This window comes from Bradyrhizobium betae (genome assembly GCF_004123905.1).
Taxonomy (GTDB): domain Bacteria; phylum Pseudomonadota; class Alphaproteobacteria; order Rhizobiales; family Xanthobacteraceae; genus Bradyrhizobium; species Bradyrhizobium betae_A.
Map to the genome: position 1 here is coordinate 88,060 of NZ_MZXW01000006.1, position 20,552 is coordinate 108,611.

Below are 20,552 nucleotides of genomic sequence, written 5' to 3' on the forward strand. Positions count from 1 at the left end.
CAACCGGCGGGCAGGGGCCGGTCGCGAATCTTAAACTCTAGCGCCGGGAGCGGACGCGCAAGCCCGGCGCGGGTCGCTCCTGGAGCACATCACGGCGGAAGCGGTAAAGCGCCGCCGGGCGTCCGCCCGTCTGTGTCGACATCACCCCGGTCGGTTCGACCAGGGCTTCGGTTTCGACCAGACGGCGGAAATTTTGTTTGTGCAGGTGCCGGCCGGAGATCGCCTCCACCGTGTACTGCAACTCAGTGAGTGTGAACTCGGCGGGCAAAAGTTCAAACACCACAGGACGATACTTCAGTTTTGCGCGCAGCCGCGCGATTCCCGTGGCGAGGATCCGGCGGTGATCGAAGCGCATCGAGGTGCCGAGCGCGGGCAGCGTCTTGCGCGCCAATGCCGCAGGACGGCCGTCGCGCCGGGCTTCCTCGATCAGCCCGGCCTCGTAGAGCAGCTCGTAGCGGTCGAGCACGCGCTCCTCGTCCCAGGGTGCGCCGTCGAGACCGAAATAGAACCGGACGCGATCCCTGCGCGGAAGCGCGCGCGTCGTCTCCGGCGTCTCCTCCTCCGCCCACTTGGTCAGCGCCGGAATGATGTCGCGCGCGATGATCGCGGGCGGCTCCTCGCGCCAGTCTTCCCAGGGCAGGAAGCGATACCAAGGCTCGAAGCTCGCGCCATTAGCGGCAAGCTCGCCGCCGACGGCGCGCGTGAGTGCGAGATATCCGATCGACACCATATGCGCACCGGTGTCGCCCGCCTCCGCGTGACGGCCGCGATCGCCAAACGTATAGAGCTGCTCCACATAGCCGAGCCGCAAGCCCGCCTGTTCCTCGACCCAGGCGCGCAGGCCGATCTCGAAGGTGCGATGGCTCGGCGCATCGAACGGACCGAACGGCAGGCCGGCCAATCCATCGGTGCCGCGCGCGGAAAGGATCAACGGCTCATGGTCCTCGATCGCGACGATCGCCGCGGTCAGGCCGATCTCGATCGGGGTCAGCAGCTTGTCGCTCATGCGATGATGATCGCAGGTGTCATTCGAGCTCGATCAGGAAGGGACGTCCCTCGACCATCATCGCGCCCGGGCCCATCTCGTCGAGTGCGCGCAGCATGCGGCCGTTGCGCCCCAATGCGCGGTCGGCGAGGCCGACGATGCGCCGGTTCGGCGAGGCGATCGGCGAGGCCGCGCGGATCTTCCTGGCGATCTCGACCTCGTCGCGATCCGGATTGAGCGCGCAGACGGCCGCGAACGCGCTCGCGGTGGAGCGGCTGATGCCGGCATAGCAATGCACCACCAGCGGCGCGCCGCGGTCCCAGCCGCGTACGAAGTTCAACACCTGCTCGATATGCCCTTCGGATGGCGCGACAAAACCGTCCATCTCCTCGGTGATGTCGTCCATCGACACCTTGAGATGGTTGGCCGGCAGCACCGACACCGGACGCGCCACCTGCTCGACATTGGCCATCACGGTCAGCACATGGCTGGCCCCGGTGATGCGGACGGTTTCGGGAAGCGCGGCGAGGGAACAGACGTGGATCATGGCGGACCTTTTTGCCGGCGATTATAGCCGGTGCCGTCGGGTGGGCAAAGCGACGCGTGCCCACCACTTTTGCCGCAAACGCGGGAAGATGTTGGGCACGGCGCAAGCGCGCCTTTGCCATCCTACGGGACCTGCTTCGAAGGTGCTACGCAAACACCGCGCCAAACCGCTCCAGAAACTGCTTCTCGGCCCGCGCCGCGGTCCAGGGCGTGAGATAGTCGCGCCGGACGCTGTCGGAGAGGCCGGGATCCTTGCCGAACAGGCGTTTGGCCTCGGCATCGCTGAAGCCGGCGAGCTCGGTCGCTTCCAGATAGGCCGCACCGCGATCGGCGGCCTTGATGGCTTGCGTCATTTCGTCCGGCAGCGCCGGCGGCAGGCCGAAGCGGATGTGGATGGCGCCGAGCAGGCGTTTCTCCACCGCCTTGTAATGGCCGTCGAGCACCGCCTTGAACGGCGAGATCATGTCGCCGATGACATATTCGGGTGCATCGTGCAGCAGCGCTGCGAGCCGCACGCGCTGATCGACGCGTGGGTTCTCGTGCCGCATCACGGTCTCCACCAGCAGCGTGTGCTGTGCGACCGAGAAGATATGCGCGCCGGTGGTCTGCCCGTTCCAGCGCGCGACACGCGCCAGCCCATGCGCGATGTCGGCGATCTCGACGTCGAGCGGAGAGGGATCGAGCAGGTCGAGCCGCCGGCCCGACAGCATGCGCTGCCAGGCGCGGGAGGCGACGTCGCGTGCCGTCTTCTTCGCCGTCATTTGGCCTTGAGACGTGGCTTGCGCTGCGACTTGCCGCAGCTCGCGTGGCAATGGCAGTCGACGAGATGGTCGTTGACCATGCCGGTCGCCTCCATGAAGGCGTAGACGATGGTCGGGCCGACGAACTTGAAGCCGCGTGACGACAGGTCCTTTGAGATCTGCGCCGACAAGGGCGTCGAGGCCGGCACGCTCGCGGTGGTCTTGAAATTGTTGACCTTGGGCCTTCCGTCCATGAAATCCCACAGCAGCTTCGAAAAGCCCGGGCCCTTCTCCATGATGTCGAGATACGACTTTGCGCTCAAAATCGCGCCGTCGATCTTGGCCTTGTTGCGAACAATGCCGGCATCGTTCATCAGCGCGTGCACCTTCTTGTCGTTGTAGCGCGCGATCTTCTCCGGCTGGAAATCATCGAAGGCTTTGCGGAAATTGTCGCGCTTGCGCAGGATGGTGATCCAGGACAGGCCGGCCTGGAAACCGTCGAGGATCAGCTTTTCATAGAGCGCGCGGTCGTCATATTCCGGCACGCCCCATTCGGTGTCGTGATAGGCGACATAGAGCGGATCTTCGCCGGGCCAGGGGCAGCGCGTCTTTCCGTCGGGATGCAGGCGGGGGGCACGGCTCATGCGATGGGCTGCTTCAAGGGAATGCGGACGACTTCGGGTTCGGCGAGCGTGAGAGTGAGGCCACCGGCAGTGAGCGGCTGGCCAGCATCGAGCGCATCGGCGACGCGGTCGATGCGCACCAGCGCGATACCCTTGCCTTGCGCCGACGAGCCCATGGTGCCGACGGACTTGTCGCCGGCCATAACACTGACGCCGGCCTCGGGCGAGAGATCATCGAGCAGCACCTTCACGCTGCGCGTGCGCGCGGTGCCGCGATGCTGCATGCGCGAGACGACCTCCTGGCCGACATAACAGCCCTTGTCGAAATCGACGCCGGCGAGACGGTCCATGTTGGTCTCGTGCGGGAACGCATCGCTGTACATGAAATCGAGCCCGCCGCGCGGCACGCCGAGCGCGATGCGGTGCGCCTCGTAGGCGGCGGCATCGACCAGCTCCGCACCGATGAGATCGGAGAGCTTCTGCTTGAGATCCTCGGGGATCAGGATGCGGTAGCCGAGCTCGCCATTGCGCGGATCGGCAAAGGCGAGGTCCGGCTGCGCGGCAAGCGCACCGTCCCAGGCCGCGAGCACGCCGAGATCAAGGTTTTCCACCGTGACCTTGGCGCGCAGCTTGTAGAATTTCAGCTTGGTGGCGAGGCCCTCGGCCAGCGCTTTCGGACAATCGATCAGGAACCCGCCGCCATGGCCTGCGGGCACCTCCGTGATCAGGAAATCCACGATGATCTTGCCCTGTGGCGTCAGCAGCGCGCCGAATCGCCCCAGGCCCGGCTTGAGCTTGTCGACATCGGTCGTGATCAGGCCGTTGAGGAAGTTGCGCGCGTCCTCGCCCGCGACCTTGATCACGCCCCGGTCAGGAAGAAACGCTGATTTCATGCGAAAATCTCTTGCGACATGTTGCTCCGGAACGTAAGCCCGCAAGGCATAAACGACAAGACCTCAAGCCCCGCGCTTGGGGATGAGAGAGGCCTCCAGCCATGACCCAGCGCTTCGATGTGATCCTCAAAGGCGGCACCGTCGTCAACCAGGACGGCGAGGGGGTTCGCGATATCGGCATCACCAACGGCCGCATCGCCGAGCTGGGCCCGTTGTCGCAAGCTAGCGCTGCGGACGTGATCGATTGCAAGGGCCTGCACATCCTGCCCGGCGTGATGGACACGCAGGTGCATTTCCGCGAGCCCGGGCTGGAGCAGAAGGAAGACCTCGAGACTGGCTCGCGCAGCGCCGTGATGGGCGGCGTCACCGCCGTGTTCGAGATGCCCAACACGTCTCCATTGACCGTGACGGAAGCCACCTTCACCGACAAGGTGAAGCGCGCCCATCACCGCATGCATTGCGATTTCGCCTTCTTCATCGGCGGCACCCGCGAGAATGTGCAGGACCTGCCGGTGCTGGAACGTGCACCGGGCTGCGCCGGCGTAAAAGTGTTCATCGGCTCGTCGACCGGCGCGCTGCTGGTGGAGGACGACGAAAGCCTGCGCCGCATTTTTCAGGTGATCCGCCGCCGCGCTGCGTTCCATGCCGAGGATGAGTACCGCCTCAACGAACGCAAGTCGCTGCGCATCGAGGGTGACCCGCGCTCGCATCCGGTCTGGCGCGACGAAACCGCGGCGCTGATGGCGACGCAGCGTCTGGTCAAGCTCGCGCACGAGACGGGCAAGCGCATCCACGTGCTGCACATCTCGACCAAGGAAGAGATCGAGTTCTTGCGCGACCACAAGGACGTCGCCTCCTGCGAGGCGACGCCGCATCATCTCACGCTGGTCGCGCCCGAATGCTACGAGCGGCTCGGTACGCTCGCGCAGATGAACCCGCCGGTGCGCGGCGCGGACCATCGCGCCGGCATCTGGCGCGGCATCGAGCAGGGTATCATCGACGTGCTCGGCTCCGACCACGCCCCGCATACGCTGGAAGAGAAGCAGAAGACCTATCCCGCTTCGCCCTCCGGCATGACCGGCGTGCAGACGCTGGTGCCGCTGATGCTCGATCACGTCAATGCCGGCCGGCTTTCTCTCGCCCGTTTCGTCGATCTCACCAGCGCCGGCCCGGCGCGGCTCTACAACATGGCCTGCAAGGGTCGCATCGCCGCCGGCTACGACGCCGACTTCACCATCGTCGACCTCAAGCGCAGCGAGACCATCACCAACAAATGGGTCGCGTCCAAAGCCGGCTGGACCCCCTATGACGGCGTCCGCGTCACCGGTTGGCCCGTCGGCACCTTCATCCGCGGCCGCCGCGTGATGTGGCAGGGTGAGCTGGTGACGCCCTCGCAGGGCGAGCCGGTGCGGTTTCTGGAGACGTTGAAGCAGTAGGGCTTCTTTCGGGGAACGAACGCACCATCCCCGTCATTGCGAGCGTAGCGAAGCAATCCAGAATCTTTCCGCGGCGGCAGTCTGGATTGCTTCGCTACGCTCGCAATGACGAGGGGAGAGAGCTACACTCCCTCGACAGGGAGAGCAGTTAGATGCCCCAACCGACACCCCTCATCACCACCGAGCAACTCGCCGCCATTCTCGGCGATCCCAATCTTCGCCTCTACGATTGCACGACCTACAACGAGCCGGTCCCACCCGGCAGCGACGTGCCGTATCGCGCGGTTCCCGGCGACAAGACATTCGCGGCCGGCCACATTCCCGGCGCCGATTTCCTCGACCTGCAAGGCGAGTTCTCCGACACCTCGGCGCAACAATTCTTCATGATGCCTGGTGTCGCCCAGCTCGAGGCCGCCTTCGGCCGCCACGGCGCTGACGCATCCAAGACCATCGTGCTCTACAGCATCGGCACCATGATGTGGTCGACGAGGTTCTGGTGGATGCTGCGCTCGCTCGGCGTCGATGCGCAGGTGCTCGACGGCGGTCTCGACAAATGGAAGGAAGAGGGGCGCCCGATCGAGATGGGCGCGCCGAAGGGCTATCCGGCCGTGAGCTTCAAGGCCGCACCGCGCGCAGGGTTCTTCGTCGACAAGGACGCCGTAAAGGCGCGGATCGGCGATCCCTCGACCGTGATCGTCAACGCACTCGGGCCACAATTTCATCAAGGTCTCGAGCCGAGTCGCTACGGCCGGCCCGGCCGCGTTCCCGGCAGCGTCAATGTGTCGGCGGCGACGCTCGTGAACGCCGACAAGACCCTCACCTCGCTCGCCGATGCCGAAGCAAAATTCACCGCCCAGGGCGTCACGCGTGACAAGAACGTGATCCTTTACTGCGGCGGTGGCATCTCGGCGACGATCGACCTGCTGATGCTGACGCAGCTCGGCTACGACAAGCTCACGCTTTACGACGCCTCCATGGGCGAATGGGCGAGAGACCCGGCGCTCCCGATCGAGACGGATTAGGGGCAAAGAAAGTCGGGAACCTTTTCCGCCGGCCTGCATCCAATGTTCGGAACCAACGAGACAGGTGACCGCCATGCAACGGACCGCAGCCGGCCTGTCCGCCGGCGCCAAGACACCAGAAATCAGGACATCGGAAGCCGAGCTGATCGACCGCGCGCGGGGCAGGGACGAGGCCGCGTTGCGCGAGATCATGCAGGCCAATAACCGCCGGCTCTACCGCCTCGCGCGCGGCATTTTGCGCAGCGACAGCGAAGCGGAGGACGTGGTGCAGGAAACCTACGTTCGCGCCTTCACCCATCTCGACGGTTTCCGCGGCGACTCCGGGCTGTCGACCTGGCTATCACGCATTGCCATCAACGAGGCGCTTGGCCGGGCGCGCAGCGCCAAGCCGCATGTTGAGCTCGGCGCGGTGCCTGAAGCCGCGCTCGAGGCGCAGATCATCAAATTTCCCGTTTCTCCGGCGAGCGATCCGGAAAGGACCATGGCCCAACGTGAAATCCAGCGCGTCGTCGAACGCGCCATCGATGAGTTGCCGGATGTTTTTCGGATGGTGTTCGTCGCTCGCGTCATGGAGGGCATGAACATCGAGGAAACCGCCGATCTGCTCGGCGTGAAGCCCGAGACCGTGAAGACGCGGCTGCACCGCGCCCGCACCATGCTGCGCGAGAACGTCGAGAAGGAGATCGGCCCGGTGATGATGGACGCATTCCCGTTTGCGGGCTGGCGCTGCGAGCGCCTGACGGTAGCCGTGTTGAAGCGGCTCGGCGTCGGCGGCTGAATTTTTCGGGAACCTCCGCGCAAAATTCCCATCCAATTCCTGTGAACCAACGCACCGGCAAAACGTCCGGCGCCACAGGAGTGTCAAGCCATGTTCGTTCGATGGAGCGCGGCGACTGCCGCAGCAATTCTTTTGTCCAGCCCCTTGCTGTTACAAGGCGCCAGCGCCGCCGACAAGCCGACCGATCCACAGATCGCCCACATCGCCTACACTGCCGGCGTGATCGACATCAACGCCGCCAAGCAGGCGCAGAAGAAGGCCAAGAACAAGGACGTGAAGGCGTTCGCCGAGGACATGCTGCGCGACCACGAAGCGGTCAACAAGCAGGCGCTCGCGCTGGTCAAGAAGCTGAACGTCACGCCTGAGGACAACGACACCAGCAAGGCGCTGTCGAAGCAGGCGAGCGACAAGCTGGCCGAGCTCGACAAGCTGGATGGTGCTGCCTTCGACAAGGCCTATGTCGCGAACGAGGTCGCCTACCACAAGGCGGTCAACGGCGCGCTGGAAACCCAGCTCATCCCCTCCGCTGGCAATGCCGAGCTGAAGAGCCTGTTGCAGACCGGCCTGAAAATCTTCCAGGGTCATCAGCAACACGCCGAGCACGTCGCGGCCGAGCTGAAGTAAGGGGGCTCGATGAAGCCGGGACGCCTCGCTTCGATCGCACTTGCGGTCACCTTGCTGTCGCTGGTCGTCCCGGCTCGCGCCGCGACCATAGAGATTACGATGGAGAATCTCGTGATCTCACCGGCTGAGATGTCCGCGAAGGTCGGCGATACCATCGAATGGATCAACAAGGACGTCTTCGCCCACACCGCCACCGCGAAGAACGGCGACTTCGACGTGACTTTGCCGCCGACGAAGTCGGTGACATCGGTTCTGAAGAAGGCAGGAACGATCGGCTACTACTGCCGCTATCATCCCAACATGAAAGCGACGCTCAAGGTCGAGCCGTGACGGAGAGGGGCGCAATCCCGACTCTGCCGGGAACATCTCCCGGGCGTGGCGAGACTAATGCTTGTCCGGCGGAAATGGCTTCCGTGCGATAAATGCATCAGACTTCGCGACCTCGTCGCAGAGTCATTCATCCGTCAACTGGCCCCGCCCGCGTGGCGGGGTCATTTTCGATAAGCGCTCACTGCCTCGAAATGTCGACGGAGAATTCGCCGTTACGGATGCGGGCGGGAAAACCCTCGACGAATTTCGCCACCGCGTCTTCGCCATAGGTTCCGACGAGCTCGGCCAGCGCCGCAAACAGGCTTGCCTGTGCCAGGCAGTCGCCGTCGACGCCATCATGGCGCGCTTCGGCCCAGGCCTCGTTGAGATAGCTCAATGCGGCCTGCTTCTGCTCGTGATCGGGCAGCGACGCGCGGGCGGGGGCGTAGGACACTGGATGGCTCATGAAACTCGATCAGGGCTGGGGCGCGATCCACGGCGACGCGCTGCACGTGAGGTGTAGCACGCGCATTAACGACCGCTAGGCCACATCTTTAGGAACGGTTAATGGCGGTGGACAAAGACGATGTCGTTGTTCCCGAGAGCTCAGTTCGCGTAGCGCGCCGTGAGATCGCGCGAGATCTTCGAGCCTTCCTCGATATAGCGGCGGATCGCCACCGTCGCGGCCGGCGTGCAGCTCCGGTAGGTCTGCTGAAAGCCGTTATAGCCGCGGTTGAAGCCGGCGATCATGCGGGTGCGGCGGTCGCCGGAGGGGGTTTCGGCATCGATCAGCGCCTGCATCTCGCTGCGCCATTTGTTGCCCTCGTTCGACCCGCAGATGCCGCGCAGATAGTGCAGGCCGCCGAGGATCTCGGCCAGCCGCTGCAAATCGGCGTCAAAGGGCGCCGCCACGTCCTGGGCCCTCGTGGGCGCGGAGGCGCAGGCGAGAATCAGAGCAAAAATGGCCAGAAATCGCGTGGACATCGGCGGGGTGTATGCCCCCTCGGGGCTGATGACGCAAGGCGGGGCCGTCAGGGTCCGATCAGCCGGTGGGCGGACTGGATGACCTCCTCCAGCCCCCCGGTCAGCTTGAGGTCGCCGAGGCTCGCCAGGACGTCCGGGGCGATCCAGCGGTAATCGTCGAGCTCGTCATTCAGGACCGGCTCCCGAGCCGTCCAGCGGGCGGCAAAGGACATGATGAGGTAATGGCCGGCGCCTGCTGCCGCCGGCAGCACCTCGCGCCAGCCGGCAAGGCCGATGATCTCGATTTCGAGCCCTGTCTCCTCCTCAACCTCGCGGCTCAGGGCCTCATGCAGCGATTCGCCGAACTCGACCCGGCCGCCAGGCAGTGAATAGAACCCTTTTGCGGGTGAGCGGGCGCGGCGGGTCAGCAGCACCTTGCCGTCGCGGAAAATCGCGGCTGAGACCGCAAGTTGGGGATGGGTGGGCTGGACGAGGCCGGCCACAGCTCAGTTCGCCATGATGGTATCGATGTCGGCTTCCGCGCCGCCATTGATGATGCCGCCGCAGGCGGCGATCAGCGGCTTGACCCAGAGCGTGGCCTGCTCGGCGAGGCGAACCCGGGTCGTGTCCTTCTCGACCTCGCGCATGGCCGAGCCGACCGCGGTCAGGATCGAGGTCATGGTGTCGGTGATGTGGTCGAATTGGGCGCGAACGTTGGGCTCGGCCTTCTCATAGGCCTCGATGGCGAGATCCCGTGCCTTGAAATTCGACGCCGTGAAATGCTCGGCATAGGACAGCGGCGACCAGGTCAGAAAATCTTCCGCGCATTCGGGCATGTCAGGAACCATTTCCAGCAGCATCACTGCTTCATTGAAATGGTTGAGATAGTCAGTGGCAAGCCCGGTCCGCGGGTTGATGTTGGCCACGCGCAGCCGCTCGGCCCAGGCCGCGGCCTCGGGTCCCGTCTGTCCATGCATTCGCGCCGGCTGGGAGGCCATTGAGCTCATCTGCCGCAGTGTTAACGTTCGGGGTTAAAAGGACCTGAACGGACCCTATATAGACACCCCAGGATGTGTGGACGCTTTGTCATAACTTCGGCCCCCGCGGCTTTACGGCAACTGTTTGGCTACATTGAGCAGCCGAATTTTCCGCCCCGGTACAATGTCGCCCCGACGCAGCCGATTCCGGTCGTGCTGATCGAGAACGGCGCGCGGCATTTCCGTCTGATGCGCTGGGGATTGCTGCCGGGCTGGGTCAAGGATCCAAAGGGATTTACACTGCTGATCAACGCCCGCTCGGAGACGGTGCTGGAGAAGCCCGCATTCAAACGCGCGATTCGCCGGCGTCGCGGCCTGATCCCGGCCGACGGGTACTATGAATGGAAGGCGGTCGACGGCCGCAAGCAGCCGTTCTTCATCCACCGCGCCGATGGCGAGCCCCTTGGCTTTGCTGCGGTGTTCGAGACCTGGGCCGGGCCGAACGGCGAGGAGGTCGACACGGTCGCGATCGTCACGGCGGCGGCGGGCGAGGATTTGGCCGCGCTGCATGACCGCGTGCCCGTGACAATCAGCCCGCGCGATTTCGAACGCTGGCTCGACATCAGGGGCGACGAGATCGATGCGATCCTGCCGCTGATGACCGCGCCGCGCATCGGCGAGTTCGCCTGGCATCCCGTCTCTGCCCGCGTCAACCGCGTCGCCAATGACGATGAGCAGCTCGTGCTGCCGATCAGCGCGGAGGAGATGGAGGCGGAGGTGGAGGCGGTGAAGCCGAAGAAGGCGGTGCGGAAGGCTGCGGCCGGGTCGACGGATGACGGGCAGGGGTCGTTGTTCTAGGTGAGGCCAAAAACTCCGCTGTCGTCCCGGACAAGCGCGCTTCAAGCGCGCCGATCCGGGACCCATAACCACAGGGAGGAATTTGGCGAAGACTCGGAGTTACCATCTCGCGTCATAACCACGTCCTGTGGTTATGGGTCCCCGGATCTGCGCGGACGCTTGTCCGGGACGACAGCGGAATTGCAGCGGAGTTTTCAAACAATCTCTCGCGCCCTCAACGCCGCGATCTCCGCCGCATCAAACCCCAGTTCACCCAGCACCGTCTCCGTATCCGCACCCAGCTCCGGCGCCATCCGGTCGAGCTTGCCCCCGCCATGCGCGAGCTTGAATCCGCTGCCGGCAAAGCGCAGGCGGCCGTAGGGCGTGTCCAGCTCCTGGATCGCACCGCGCGCCTTGATCTGCGGATGGTCGATGACCTCCTCGACCTTCCAGATGCTGGCGCAGGGCGCGCCGGCGTCCTCCAAAATCGTCTCCCATTCGCGCGCGGGCTTTGCTGCGAGCGCCTCTTCGATAATGGCGCGCAGGGCCGGCTCGTTCTCGTTGCGCGCGAACCAGTCGGCGAAGCGCGGGTCGCTCAGCGTGTCCTCGCGGCCGAGCGCGGACATCAGCGCGCGGTATTGCTTCTCGTTGTTGACGGCGAGCAGGATGTGGCCGTCGCCGCATCTGAACAAATTCGCCGTCGTCCTGCGGCTGACCGCCTGGTTGCCTGACAGCTGCTGGCGATGGCCCGCAACCGACCAGTCGGCGATCTGTCCCGAGAGGAACGCCATCGTCGCCTCCAGCATGGAGACGTCAATGAGCTGGCCTTTGCCAGTGCGGTCGCGCTGGTACAGTGCGCTCGACACGCCGAACGCGGCGGTTGCGCCCGAAAGCACGTCGCACACGGCAAAGCCGGCGCGGGTCGGGCCCGTCTCGGGATGGCCCGTGATCGCCATGATGCCGGACAGCGCCTGCATCTTGCCGTCATAGCCGGGCTGCAGGCGGTGCGGGCCGGTCTGGCCAAAACCTGACACCGCGCAATAGATCAGCTTCGGATTGATCGCGGACAACGCTTCATAGCCGATCCCGAGCTTATCCATCACGCCCGGGCGGAAGTTTTCCATCACGACGTCGACCTGTGCCGCCAGCTTCTTCACGATCGCGATTGCATCGGGCTTTTGCAGATCGAGCGTCAGGCTGCGCTTGTTGCCGTTGATGGCCTGGAACGCGGGCGCGAGCCCGCGCTCGGCCCATTCGCGCGAGAGCGGCGTGCGGCGCATGTCCTCGCCCTCGCGCCGCTCGACCTTGATGACGTCGGCGCCCAGCAGCGCGAGCTGGTAGCTCGCATAGGGGCCGGCCAGCACTTGCGTGAAGTCCAAAATCTTCACGCCTTCGAACGGTCGCGTCACGTCGCTCTCCCTATCTTGTTTTCGTTGTCGGAGGACGTCAGGCGGCGCGGTTGCCGCGCGCGATCTCCTTCTGCTTGTCGAATTCGGCGCGGCGGCGCGCCAGTTCTTCCGGCGAAAGCTGAGCGACGTTGTTGTAGTCGAGCTTCCAGGAGGCGTCCTCGCTCCAGCGCAGCGGCGACTGCATCGTTGTCTGCGGCCCGCTCGCGCTCTCCAGCAGTTTGAGCGCGAGTTCGAGCGTCTGCGCCTGCGAGGCGACGTCATGCGGCTTGCCGGCGGAATTGCCGAGCGGGAAATCGCTGAACAGAAAGCGCGGCACGGCGGCGTGCTCGATGATGTCCTTGGCGCAGCCCATGATCACGGTCGGAATGCCGTTGGCTTCGAGATGCCGTGCCACCAGCGCGGTGGTTTGGTGGCAGACCGGGCAATTCGGCACCAGCACGGCGACATCGACCTTGTCCGCGACGGCCCGCGCCAGGATCTCCGGCGCGTCGGTGTCGAGCGTGACGCGATGGCTGCGGTTGGTCGGCGCGCCGAAGAACCGCGGCGCCACTTCGCCGATCCGTCCCGCGGCGCTCGCCTTCAGAAGCTGCGGCAGCGGAAACCAGGTGCCGTTGTCGGTGGCCGTGGTGTGCTTGCGGTCGTAGCCGATATGCGAGATGCGCAGATCGTGCTGCTTCGCCGTATCGCCGTCATAGACCTGATAGAATTTCGCGCCGCCATTATACGCCGCGCCCGGCCCCTGGTCGCCCTTGGTCGGATCGTACGGCGCAGCGGTGGTGACGATGGTGACCCGCGACTGCGAAAGCGGCTTCTTCAGCGGCTGGAACGGCGCCTCGGTGTAGTGCGCCCAGCGATACGCCGTGGTGTACCCGATCGCGGTGTAATAATCCCGCGTGCGCTGCATATAGGGAATGGGGGCGTCGTAGTCGGGCGCAAAGCCGAATTCGTCGTCGCGCGAAGCGGACATGGGGCGCGTCTCCTGGTTCTTGGTTGGGGCCAGACTAGAGATAGTTTTCGCGTTGCTCAACGGGGGCGGGGGTGACGCAGGTCTGAATTGCAGCTCCGCGGGTGCTGTTTTTCCTCTCCCCTTGTACAAGGGGAGAAGGGTTGGCACCGTGCGCGCGGATGGCTCTAGTTACTTAAACACATGCAGCGCCACATATTGCAGCAGCATGATCGCCTTGCCGTCGATGATCCGGCCGTCCGCGATCATCGCCAGCGCCTCGTCGATGCCGAGCTCCAGCACCTCGATGTCCTCGCCTTCATGTTCGAGGCCGCCGCCGTCGCTGACCCGCATCGAAGGCTCGTACTCGGCGACGAAGAAATGCAGTTTTTCGGTGATGGCGCCGGGGCTCATGAAGGCCTCGAACACTTTGTGGACGTGGTCCAGGCGGTAGCCGGTCTCTTCCTCGGCCTCGGCGCGGATGCGCATCTCGGGCGAGGCATCGTCGAGCACACCGGCGGCCGCTTCGATCAGGAGATCGTCGTAGCCGCGGATAAAGGCCGGCAGGCGGAATTGCTTGACCAGGATCACCGTGCGCCCGGCGCGATTATATGGCAGCACGGCGGCGGCGTTGTCGCGCTCATAGGTCTCGCGGTGCTGCGTCTGCCACTCGCCATTGGCGCGCCGGTAGTCGAACGTGGTGTTCTTCAGCGTGGTCCAGCCGTTCGAGAGCACGCGGACGTCCTTGATGCGGACGCGGTCGGAGATGGTCATTGCTGTCTTCCGTCGAGCCACTTCTGGAACATCACCGAGGTGGACTCCTCGAAACCCAGCGACTGGTAGAACGCATTGGCTTGCGCATTCTCGCGGCGGACCAGCAACTGGAGTTTTGCGATGCCGGCCGCGCGCAGCCAGTCTTCGGCCGCCGCCATGATCACCCGGCCAAAGCCGCGCTTGCGGATATCGGGATCGACCGCGACGTAATAGACCCAGCCGCGATGGCCGTCATGGCCGACCATGACGGTGGCAACGATTGCGCCGCCGTCGCGGCCGATCAGCACGGTCGAGTTCTCGCGGCGCCGCGCCAGCGCGATGTCGGCATGCGGGTCGTTCCAGGGCCGCGTCAGGCCGCAGCGCTGCCACAGTTCGACGACGTTCTCGACATCTGCATCCCCAATGGCGTCAATCGTAAGCGACACAGTCACAGCACTTTCCCCGGATTCATGATGCCCTGCGGATCGAGCATCGCCTTGATCGACCGCATCAGCTCGATCGCCGTCTTGTCCTTGACGTCGGGCAGCTCGTCGCGCTTGAGCACGCCGATGCCGTGCTCGGCAGAGATCGAGCCGCCCATGCGCAGCACGATCGCGAACACGACCGCGTTCATCTCGTGCCAGCGCGCCAGATAATCCGCGGTGTCGGCGCCAACAGGCTGGCTGACATTGTAGTGCAGATTGCCGTCGCCGAGATGGCCGAATGGCACCGGCCGCGCCCCCGGAATCAGCTTCACCACGGCGGCGTTGGCTTCGTCGATGAACGCGGGCACGGCGGCAACAGGCACCGAGATGTCGTGCTTGATCGAGCCGCCCTCCGGCTTCTGCGCCGACGACATCTCCTCGCGTAGCTTCCAGAAATTGTTGCGCTGGGTGAGGTTGGCCGCGATCACGGCGTCGTCGACGATCTCCTCCTCCATGGCGCGGGCCAGGATCGTCTCCAGCGGCGTGCGGGCATCCTCGCTCGGGGATGACAATTCCATCAACACGTACCAGGGATGCTTCTCGGCCAGCGGATCGCGCACGTCGATGCCGTGGCGGACCGAGAAGTCCACCGCCATTTCCGACAGCAGCTCGAAACTCGTCAGCGCATTGGCGGCTTCGCTTTGCGCAATCGTGAGCAGCTTCAGCGCGGCCTCCGGCGATTTCAGCCCGACATAGGCGGTCTCGATCGCCCGCGGCTTCGGAAACAGTTTCAATGTCGCCGCGGTGATGATGCCGAGCGTGCCCTCGGCGCCGATGAAGAGGTTGTGCAGATTGTAGCCGGTGTTGTCCTTCTTCAGCTTCGACAGCGAATTGAGCACGCGCCCATCGGCGAGCACCACTTCCAGCCCCAGCGCCATCTCGCGCGCGACGCCATAGGCGAGCGCGGCGGTGCCGCCGGCATTGGTCGAGAGATTGCCGCCGATGGTGCAGCTGCCTTCGGCGCCGAGCGACAGCGGAAACAGCCGGTCCACATCGGACGCCTTCTGTTGCGCGATCTGCAGCACCACGCCGGCTTCGACCGTCATGGTGTTTGAGGCGGTGTCGACCTCGCGGATCTTGTCCAGGCGCCGCAGCGACACCACGACCTCGCCATTGTGCGGCGTCTGGCCGCCGACGAGCCCAGTATTGCCGCCCTGCGGCACCAGCGCGATGTTGTGTTTGGAGGCGAGCTTGCAGATTTCGGCGACTTCCGCCGTCGAGCCCGGACGCAGCACCAGCGGCGAGCGACCGTGGAACAGATTTCGCTCCTCGGTGACGTAAGCCTCGATGTCGGCCGCCTCGGTGATCGCGTGGCGCTCGCCGACGATCTTGCGGAATTGGTCGATCAGCTCGGGCGCAAGCGGAGGGGTGGCAGGCTTGTTGATGTTCATTGTCTCGTCTCTTGCTTCGCTCTTATTCTCTTGCGCATGATCTTATCGGAAAACCGCTACACACTTTGCGCTAACGCGGCCCTTCGGGTCCGGATCATGCTTCACCGCGCGACGGCGGCCCGGCGCAGCCGGTCGTTAATGGCTTCGCCCAGACCGTCCTCGGGAATCGCCATGACAGCGATCGCCCGCGGGCTCTTCGCATCCAGACTGCGAAGATAGCCGAACAGATTGGCGGCGGCTTCATCGAGATCAGCCGCGGGCGACAAATTCATGACAGCAGCGACGGCCTCCAGGCCGGGCAGGCGCTCAGGACCGAACGCCAGCAGCGCTTCGCCCGGTGCCACGTCCTGCGCGTTGAGCCGCACGGCGGCGCGCGGCGCGTAATGCGAGGCCAGCATGCCCGGCGCCAGCGGCTGGCTGTCGTCGCTCCCGGCCTCCACCGGCGGCCGCGCCAGGGCTGAGCCGAGCACGGCCTCGATCCGTTCGCGCGACAGCCCGCCGGGGCGCAGCAGCATCGGCGCGTTGAGGCAGCCGACAATGGTCGATTCGACGCCGACCGCGACTGGCCCGCCGTCGATGATCAGGTCGATCCGCCCCAAAAGATCGCTCGCGACATGCGCCGCCAGCGTCGGCGAGACGTGGCCGGAGATGTTGGCGGACGGCGCTACCACCGCCCCGCCAAAGGCGCGCAAAATTGCCTCCGCCACTGGATGGGCCGGGATGCGGATCGCGACCGTGTCGAGCCCAGCGGTAGCCAACTCAGCCACCGCACAGTCGTCCGTCTTCGGCACCACCAGCGTCAGCGGCCCCGGCCAGAACGCTTCCGCAAGCCTCAACGCACGCGGATCGAACCGCCCGATCCGGCGCGCGGCGGCGAGGTCGGCGACATGGGCGATCAGCGGGTTGAAGGCCGGCCGCCCCTTGGCGGCATAGAGATGGGCGATCGCGGTGGCGTTGGCGGCGTCCGCCCCGAGCCCGTAGACCGTCTCCGTCGGGAACGCGACCAGCCCGCCGGCGGCCAGCGTCCGGGCGGCGGCATCCGCGCCGGCCTCGCCAGCCGGTAAAATCAGCGTTTCAAGACCCGTTTTCACAGGGACAAAATTCCTCATGCCGGCCGCTTGCGGTGCGTCAAACCCGACGCTATAAGCCGCCTTCTTGTCGGAGTGTGGCTCAGCCCGGTAGAGCACTGCGTTCGGGACGCAGGGGTCGCAGGTTCGAATCCTGCCACTCCGACCATTCTTCCAAAAGTTGACGTTTTCCAGAGGCTTGGCGGACCGGCCGCCAGCGCCTCGGGAGCCCTTTTTGCAACGATTTTCGGAGCGGGTCCACGGCCGATTTGGCCGGGCAGGGCGGCTTGCTGGGGCGGCATGGCTTCCTTTTCGCCGGCATCGATGCTCCGGCGTTATGCGGTAGGTCAGAGGACGACCATCCCGCCGCCAGCGAGCCGATCAAAAGCGCCGCCAAGCAAGGACCGCGACGCGGCTTCCTCTGACGCTTCCGCAATTGCCTCAAAACCGCCGTAGCTCGTCAAGCGCCCGCGCCCGGGACAATCGATTGCCATTCGGTCAGGCCGACGGCTAGATGAACCCACAGTCGATCGCGCGTTCGAGAGCGCGATCGGCCAACAACAAAAAACAGGGTTGGAAATCATGAACAAGAAGATCGTCGCGCTCGTCGCAGCTTTTGGCCTCGCTTCCTGCGGGTCGGCACGGGCGGCATGGCCGGACGACAAGCCAATCGAAGTCGTGGTCGGCTTTGCGCCAGGCGGCGGCACCGATGTCATGGCTCGCAAGCTGCTTCCCTTCGTTGAGCGCGCGCTAGGCGGCAAGGCGAAGTTTGTCGTCTTGAACAAGCCTGGCGCCGGTGGAGAGATCGCGTTCGCTGCGATCGCGCGCGCGGCGCCCGACGCCTATTCGATCGGCGTCGTCAACGTTCCCGGCTACAATTTTTTGCCGATGACTCGCAAAACCCAATACACCACGGACGACATCCGGCTGGTCGCTCGCGTCGTCGAGGATCCGAACGTCGTCGTGGTGCCAGCGGACAGCAGATTCAGCAATTTGCCTGATGTCATTGCCGCGCTTCGCAGCAAGCCGGGCTCGGTGACGTTTGGTCACAATGGTGCCGGCACCAACGGTCATTTGGCCATTCGCATGCTTGCAGCGGCCGCGAAGGTCGAGCCCAACGAAATCTCCTACAGAGGAACGGCCGCACAGCGGACCGATCTGCTGGGCGGGCATCTGGACATCGGAATGGTCACGCTCAGCGAGATTCCCGAACTGCATGGCACCAACAAGGGGCCACTTCGCGTCATCGCGATCCTGTCGAAGAAGCGCTTTCCATCGCTGCCGGACGTTCCGACGGCGGAGGAGGCGGGCTTTCCGGTCATGACGACGGCAGAGCGCGGCTTCGCGGTCCCGAAGAGCGTTCCGGACGACATCGTCAGGAAGCTGGAAGCCGGGATTGCCGAAGGCCTGCGCAATCCCGAGTTCGTGACGAGCTCGCCCGGCGACGAACCGGTGATCGCCTTCCTGCCTGGTGCTGAGTGGCAGAAACGCCTCGACGACATGTCCGAGGCTTTGCGCCCCTATGCCGAAGACATGCGCGCGAACGAGCAGAAGTAATCAACCTTGCCGTAGCCGGCGGGTGTCGCGAGACTACCGCCTCGCCACCAGCACGCCGAGCATGAACGCCACCATCAGCGCCGGCAGTGGGGCCTCGCGCACCATGCCGCGAACGATGTCCTGCCAATGCTGCTCCGGGACGAGTTTTGGCGACCTGATTTCAGCCATCGGCGTCATGCCCCACTCCGAGGCGAGGTCCGCGATTTCGCTCTCGGCCAGACGTACATCATCGCGGACGCGGAAGATCGCGGCGTCGGATCGCTCGCGCGGCGCGAGCGCCATCAGCGTTGCGACCGCGGTGCGCAACGTCATCTCGCCAAAACCTTGTAGCCTCACCGATTCCTCTGGGTCGGACGTCATGCGAAATCCCTCACAACGCAAAGTGGCGCGCGATGGTGAAGGCCGCCGTCGCGCACAGGACCAGCGCGGACACCGCGCCGGCCACGCCGCGCGCGAGGTGGGCTCGCGTCAGGTGCCTGGTCATGATCTTGCTCCATGCTCAACATGGAAAATGGCGGTGCGCGGCGTTGGTTCCTGCGCGGTGCCGAATCGCCAGAGGGCGGCCTACTTCCGCAGCAACTCGCTCAAGGCCTGTGTCGCCTCGGCGCAGCGGATGTCGTCGATCTCGCGCGACAGGCTGAGCGCGCTCGATCTCAGTTCTTCGACCTTCCGGCTCTCCGGATGCTGGCTTTCGAGCTGGCTGAGGCGGTTGTTCAGATCGTCCAGTCTCGATTGAAGGTGCCCGATGTTGGCGGCCCCGTTCACTTTCCAAACGCGTTGTGCACGCATCGTCGTTCCCCTGATAGTCTCACGGCGTTGTGAGCAGGGTTCGTGGCGGCAATGGGCGTTTCTTTTGTCAGGTCTTAGTTCGTCGGGAACCGTTGCAGATTGGCAACGATGGTTCCCTGATTGAAGGCGCGGATCGGTCTGTCCTTGCGCGAAGAGCGCCCTAGGCGCGGATTCTGCATGTGTGCGATCACGACGGCGCCCGAAAACCGCCGGTGACGCAAGTGCAGGACGCGAAGCGAAGGACGGACTCGTGGCGAGATTTGTGAATGTGGCGGCCGGCCAGCTCGGCCCGATTGCGCGAGCGGAGACGAGGACCGCGGTCGTGGCGCGGCTGATGGCCTTGATGCGCCAGGCGCACGCGAACGGCTGCGATCTGATCGTCTATCCCGAGCTCGCGCTGACGACATTCTTCCCGCGCTGGTATTTTGAGGATCAGGCCGAGATCGACGGCTTCTTCGAGCGCGAGATGCCGGGGCCTGAGACGAGAGGCCTGTTCGATCTCGGCCGCGAACTCGGCATCGGATTCTATCTCGGCTATGCCGAGTTGACCGTCGAGGCCGGTGTCGTCAGGCGCTACAACGCCTCCATCCTCGTCGACAAGAGCGGCGCGATCGTCCTGAAGTATCGCAAGGTTCATCTGCCCGGCCATGCCGAGCACGAGCCGTGGCGCGAATTCCAGCATCTGGAGAAGCGCTATTTCGAGCCCGGCAGCCGTTTTGACGTGACCGATGCTTTCGGCGGCGTGATGGGCATGGCGATCTGCAATGACCGCCGCTGGAGCGAGACCTATCGGGTGATGGGCTTGCAAGGCGTCGAGATGGTGATGATCGGCTACAACACGCCGGTGCACAATCCGCCGGCGCCGGAGCACGACGACCTCTCGCTGTTCCACAATCATCTGGTGATGCAGTCCGGCGCCTACCAGAACGGGACCTTCGTGGTCGGCGTCGCCAAGGCTGGCGTCGAAGAGGGCGTCGACCACATCGGCGGCAGCTGCATCATCGCGCCCTCCGGCGAGATCATCGCGCGCTGCACGACCAAGGGTGACGAGATCGCGCTGGCCCGCTGCGATCTCGATCTGTGCAATTCCTATAAGCGCACGACCTTCAATTTCGACATTCATCGCCAGCCGCGGGCCTATGGGATGATCGTGGAACGGAAGGGCGTGACGACGATGGCGGATGGGACGGCGGTGAAGGGGTGACCCCTTACGGGACTTCGCCCTGCGCCGGCCTGTGTCGCGCCTCTGTCAACCCACCCGCGCGAAAATATTCCACTTTACCGAAATTCGGATTTGTCGTATGTGTCGCCCATCCCGGCTCATCCTTGAGGGGCGATCATGTTGTCGTCACGATACGCGAGCCGGGCTTGCGGTGGACGCAGCAGCGTCGGCACGACATGGTGCGGGCAGGGCGGGTAGTCCCT

25 protein-coding genes and 1 tRNA gene are annotated in these 20,552 nt (G+C 64.8%); 9 read left to right on the forward strand and 17 right to left on the reverse strand.

All coding sequences use genetic code 11. The features are described from left to right. Positions 1 to 37: 37 nt before the first annotated feature. The 5 genes from B5V03_RS03845 to B5V03_RS03865 all read right to left on the reverse strand — a co-directional run bounded on the left by B5V03_RS03845 (position 38) and on the right by B5V03_RS03865 (position 3,787). Complete coding sequence (locus B5V03_RS03845) at positions 38 to 1,006, reverse strand: NUDIX hydrolase (protein ID WP_129267955.1); 969 nt, start codon at positions 1,004 to 1,006, stop codon at positions 38 to 40. Positions 1,007 to 1,025: 19 nt separating this feature from the next. Next, on the reverse strand, positions 1,026 to 1,532 hold the full coding sequence (locus B5V03_RS03850) for a tyrosine phosphatase family protein (RefSeq protein ID WP_129267956.1): 507 nt from the start codon (positions 1,530 to 1,532) through the stop codon (positions 1,026 to 1,028). 145 nt (positions 1,533 to 1,677) lie between these two features. Continuing rightward, complete coding sequence (locus B5V03_RS03855; RefSeq protein ID WP_129267957.1) at positions 1,678 to 2,292, reverse strand: YfbR-like 5'-deoxynucleotidase; 615 nt, start codon at positions 2,290 to 2,292, stop codon at positions 1,678 to 1,680. Next, the gene (locus B5V03_RS03860; protein ID WP_129267958.1) at positions 2,289 to 2,915 is read right to left on the reverse strand and encodes a DNA-3-methyladenine glycosylase I; all 627 of its coding nucleotides are present in this window, start codon (positions 2,913 to 2,915) and stop codon (positions 2,289 to 2,291) included. The genes B5V03_RS03855 and B5V03_RS03860 overlap by 4 nt, the downstream gene beginning before the upstream one ends. Beyond that, on the reverse strand, positions 2,912 to 3,787 hold the full coding sequence (locus tag B5V03_RS03865) for a YgfZ/GcvT domain-containing protein (protein ID WP_129267959.1): 876 nt from the start codon (positions 3,785 to 3,787) through the stop codon (positions 2,912 to 2,914). Before B5V03_RS03865 ends, B5V03_RS03860 begins: the two co-directional genes overlap by 4 nt. A 101-nt stretch (positions 3,788 to 3,888) precedes the next feature. On the opposite strand from B5V03_RS03865, the gene B5V03_RS03870 reads away from it, so the two are divergent. The 5 genes from B5V03_RS03870 to B5V03_RS03890 all read left to right on the forward strand — a co-directional run bounded on the left by B5V03_RS03870 (position 3,889) and on the right by B5V03_RS03890 (position 7,977). Beyond that, positions 3,889 to 5,223 (forward strand): dihydroorotase, encoded by a 1,335-nt coding sequence (locus tag B5V03_RS03870; RefSeq protein ID WP_129267960.1) that lies wholly within the window; start codon positions 3,889 to 3,891, stop codon positions 5,221 to 5,223. 152 nt (positions 5,224 to 5,375) lie between these two features. After that, positions 5,376 to 6,245 (forward strand): sulfurtransferase, encoded by an 870-nt coding sequence (locus tag B5V03_RS03875; RefSeq protein WP_129267961.1) that lies wholly within the window; start codon positions 5,376 to 5,378, stop codon positions 6,243 to 6,245. 73 nt (positions 6,246 to 6,318) lie between these two features. Beyond that, complete coding sequence (locus B5V03_RS03880; RefSeq protein WP_129267962.1) at positions 6,319 to 7,023, forward strand: RNA polymerase sigma factor; 705 nt, start codon at positions 6,319 to 6,321, stop codon at positions 7,021 to 7,023. Positions 7,024 to 7,113: 90 nt separating this feature from the next. Next, positions 7,114 to 7,647, forward strand: coding sequence for a DUF4142 domain-containing protein (locus tag B5V03_RS03885; protein WP_129267963.1), 534 nt, complete (start codon positions 7,114 to 7,116; stop codon positions 7,645 to 7,647). A 9-nt stretch (positions 7,648 to 7,656) separates the two neighbouring features. Beyond that, a complete protein-coding gene (locus tag B5V03_RS03890; protein WP_129267964.1) occupies positions 7,657 to 7,977 on the forward strand; it encodes a cupredoxin domain-containing protein in 321 nt (106 codons plus the stop codon). Positions 7,978 to 8,155: 178 nt separating this feature from the next. Here the strand turns inward: B5V03_RS03890 and B5V03_RS03895 are convergent, their stop codons facing one another. The 4 genes from B5V03_RS03895 to B5V03_RS03910 form a co-directional block, all read right to left on the reverse strand. Continuing rightward, a complete protein-coding gene (locus tag B5V03_RS03895) occupies positions 8,156 to 8,422 on the reverse strand; it encodes a hypothetical protein (RefSeq protein WP_129267965.1) in 267 nt (88 codons plus the stop codon). 140 nt (positions 8,423 to 8,562) lie between these two features. Next, positions 8,563 to 8,940, reverse strand: coding sequence for a TIGR02301 family protein (locus tag B5V03_RS03900; protein ID WP_129267966.1), 378 nt, complete (start codon positions 8,938 to 8,940; stop codon positions 8,563 to 8,565). 47 nt (positions 8,941 to 8,987) lie between these two features. Continuing rightward, positions 8,988 to 9,422: an NUDIX hydrolase gene (locus B5V03_RS03905; RefSeq protein WP_129267967.1), complete on the reverse strand. Its 435-nt coding sequence runs from the start codon at positions 9,420 to 9,422 to the stop codon at positions 8,988 to 8,990. Positions 9,423 to 9,425: 3 nt separating this feature from the next. Then, positions 9,426 to 9,926 carry a hypothetical protein gene (locus B5V03_RS03910; protein ID WP_129267968.1) on the reverse strand — a complete coding sequence of 167 codons (501 nt, stop codon included), beginning with the start codon at positions 9,924 to 9,926 and terminating at the stop codon, positions 9,426 to 9,428. Positions 9,927 to 9,989: 63 nt separating this feature from the next. On the opposite strand from B5V03_RS03910, the gene B5V03_RS03915 reads away from it, so the two are divergent. Then, the gene (locus B5V03_RS03915) at positions 9,990 to 10,754 is read left to right on the forward strand and encodes an SOS response-associated peptidase (protein WP_129267969.1); all 765 of its coding nucleotides are present in this window, start codon (positions 9,990 to 9,992) and stop codon (positions 10,752 to 10,754) included. A gap of 194 nt (positions 10,755 to 10,948) precedes the next feature. Here the strand turns inward: B5V03_RS03915 and B5V03_RS03920 are convergent, their stop codons facing one another. From B5V03_RS03920 to B5V03_RS03945, 6 genes are all read right to left on the reverse strand, one after another. Further along, a complete protein-coding gene (locus B5V03_RS03920; protein ID WP_129267970.1) occupies positions 10,949 to 12,142 on the reverse strand; it encodes a CaiB/BaiF CoA transferase family protein in 1,194 nt (397 codons plus the stop codon). Positions 12,143 to 12,179: 37 nt separating this feature from the next. Then, positions 12,180 to 13,109 (reverse strand): glycine/sarcosine/betaine reductase selenoprotein B family protein, encoded by a 930-nt coding sequence (locus B5V03_RS03925; protein WP_129267971.1) that lies wholly within the window; start codon positions 13,107 to 13,109, stop codon positions 12,180 to 12,182. A 168-nt stretch (positions 13,110 to 13,277) separates the two neighbouring features. Further along, positions 13,278 to 13,859: an NUDIX domain-containing protein gene (locus B5V03_RS03930; protein WP_129267972.1), complete on the reverse strand. Its 582-nt coding sequence runs from the start codon at positions 13,857 to 13,859 to the stop codon at positions 13,278 to 13,280. Continuing rightward, a complete protein-coding gene (locus tag B5V03_RS03935; RefSeq protein WP_129267973.1) occupies positions 13,856 to 14,290 on the reverse strand; it encodes a GNAT family acetyltransferase in 435 nt (144 codons plus the stop codon). Before B5V03_RS03935 ends, B5V03_RS03930 begins: the two co-directional genes overlap by 4 nt. Continuing rightward, on the reverse strand, positions 14,287 to 15,714 hold the full coding sequence (locus B5V03_RS03940) for an FAD-binding oxidoreductase (protein WP_129267974.1): 1,428 nt from the start codon (positions 15,712 to 15,714) through the stop codon (positions 14,287 to 14,289). The genes B5V03_RS03935 and B5V03_RS03940 overlap by 4 nt, the downstream gene beginning before the upstream one ends. Positions 15,715 to 15,815: 101 nt before the next feature. Next, positions 15,816 to 16,823, reverse strand: coding sequence for an L-threonylcarbamoyladenylate synthase (locus B5V03_RS03945; protein ID WP_129267975.1), 1,008 nt, complete (start codon positions 16,821 to 16,823; stop codon positions 15,816 to 15,818). A 50-nt stretch (positions 16,824 to 16,873) separates the two neighbouring features. On the opposite strand from B5V03_RS03945, the gene B5V03_RS03950 reads away from it, so the two are divergent. Together B5V03_RS03950 and B5V03_RS03955 are read left to right on the forward strand one after the other, a co-directional pair. Continuing rightward, positions 16,874 to 16,950: transfer RNA gene (locus B5V03_RS03950), tRNA-Pro, on the forward strand. Between the two features lie 413 nt (positions 16,951 to 17,363). After that, a complete protein-coding gene (locus B5V03_RS03955; RefSeq protein ID WP_129267976.1) occupies positions 17,364 to 18,338 on the forward strand; it encodes a tripartite tricarboxylate transporter substrate binding protein in 975 nt (324 codons plus the stop codon). 33 nt (positions 18,339 to 18,371) lie between these two features. Here B5V03_RS03955 and B5V03_RS03960 read toward each other — a convergent pair whose 3' ends face one another. After that, positions 18,372 to 18,698: a hypothetical protein gene (locus B5V03_RS03960; protein WP_129267977.1), complete on the reverse strand. Its 327-nt coding sequence runs from the start codon at positions 18,696 to 18,698 to the stop codon at positions 18,372 to 18,374. 204 nt (positions 18,699 to 18,902) lie between these two features. Beyond that, positions 18,903 to 19,127 carry a hypothetical protein gene (locus B5V03_RS03965; protein ID WP_129267978.1) on the reverse strand — a complete coding sequence of 75 codons (225 nt, stop codon included), beginning with the start codon at positions 19,125 to 19,127 and terminating at the stop codon, positions 18,903 to 18,905. Between the two features lie 250 nt (positions 19,128 to 19,377). On the opposite strand from B5V03_RS03965, the gene B5V03_RS03970 reads away from it, so the two are divergent. Next, positions 19,378 to 20,331 carry an N-carbamoyl-D-amino-acid hydrolase gene (locus B5V03_RS03970; RefSeq protein ID WP_129267979.1) on the forward strand — a complete coding sequence of 318 codons (954 nt, stop codon included), beginning with the start codon at positions 19,378 to 19,380 and terminating at the stop codon, positions 20,329 to 20,331. The last annotated feature ends 221 nt before the right edge of the window (positions 20,332 to 20,552 follow it).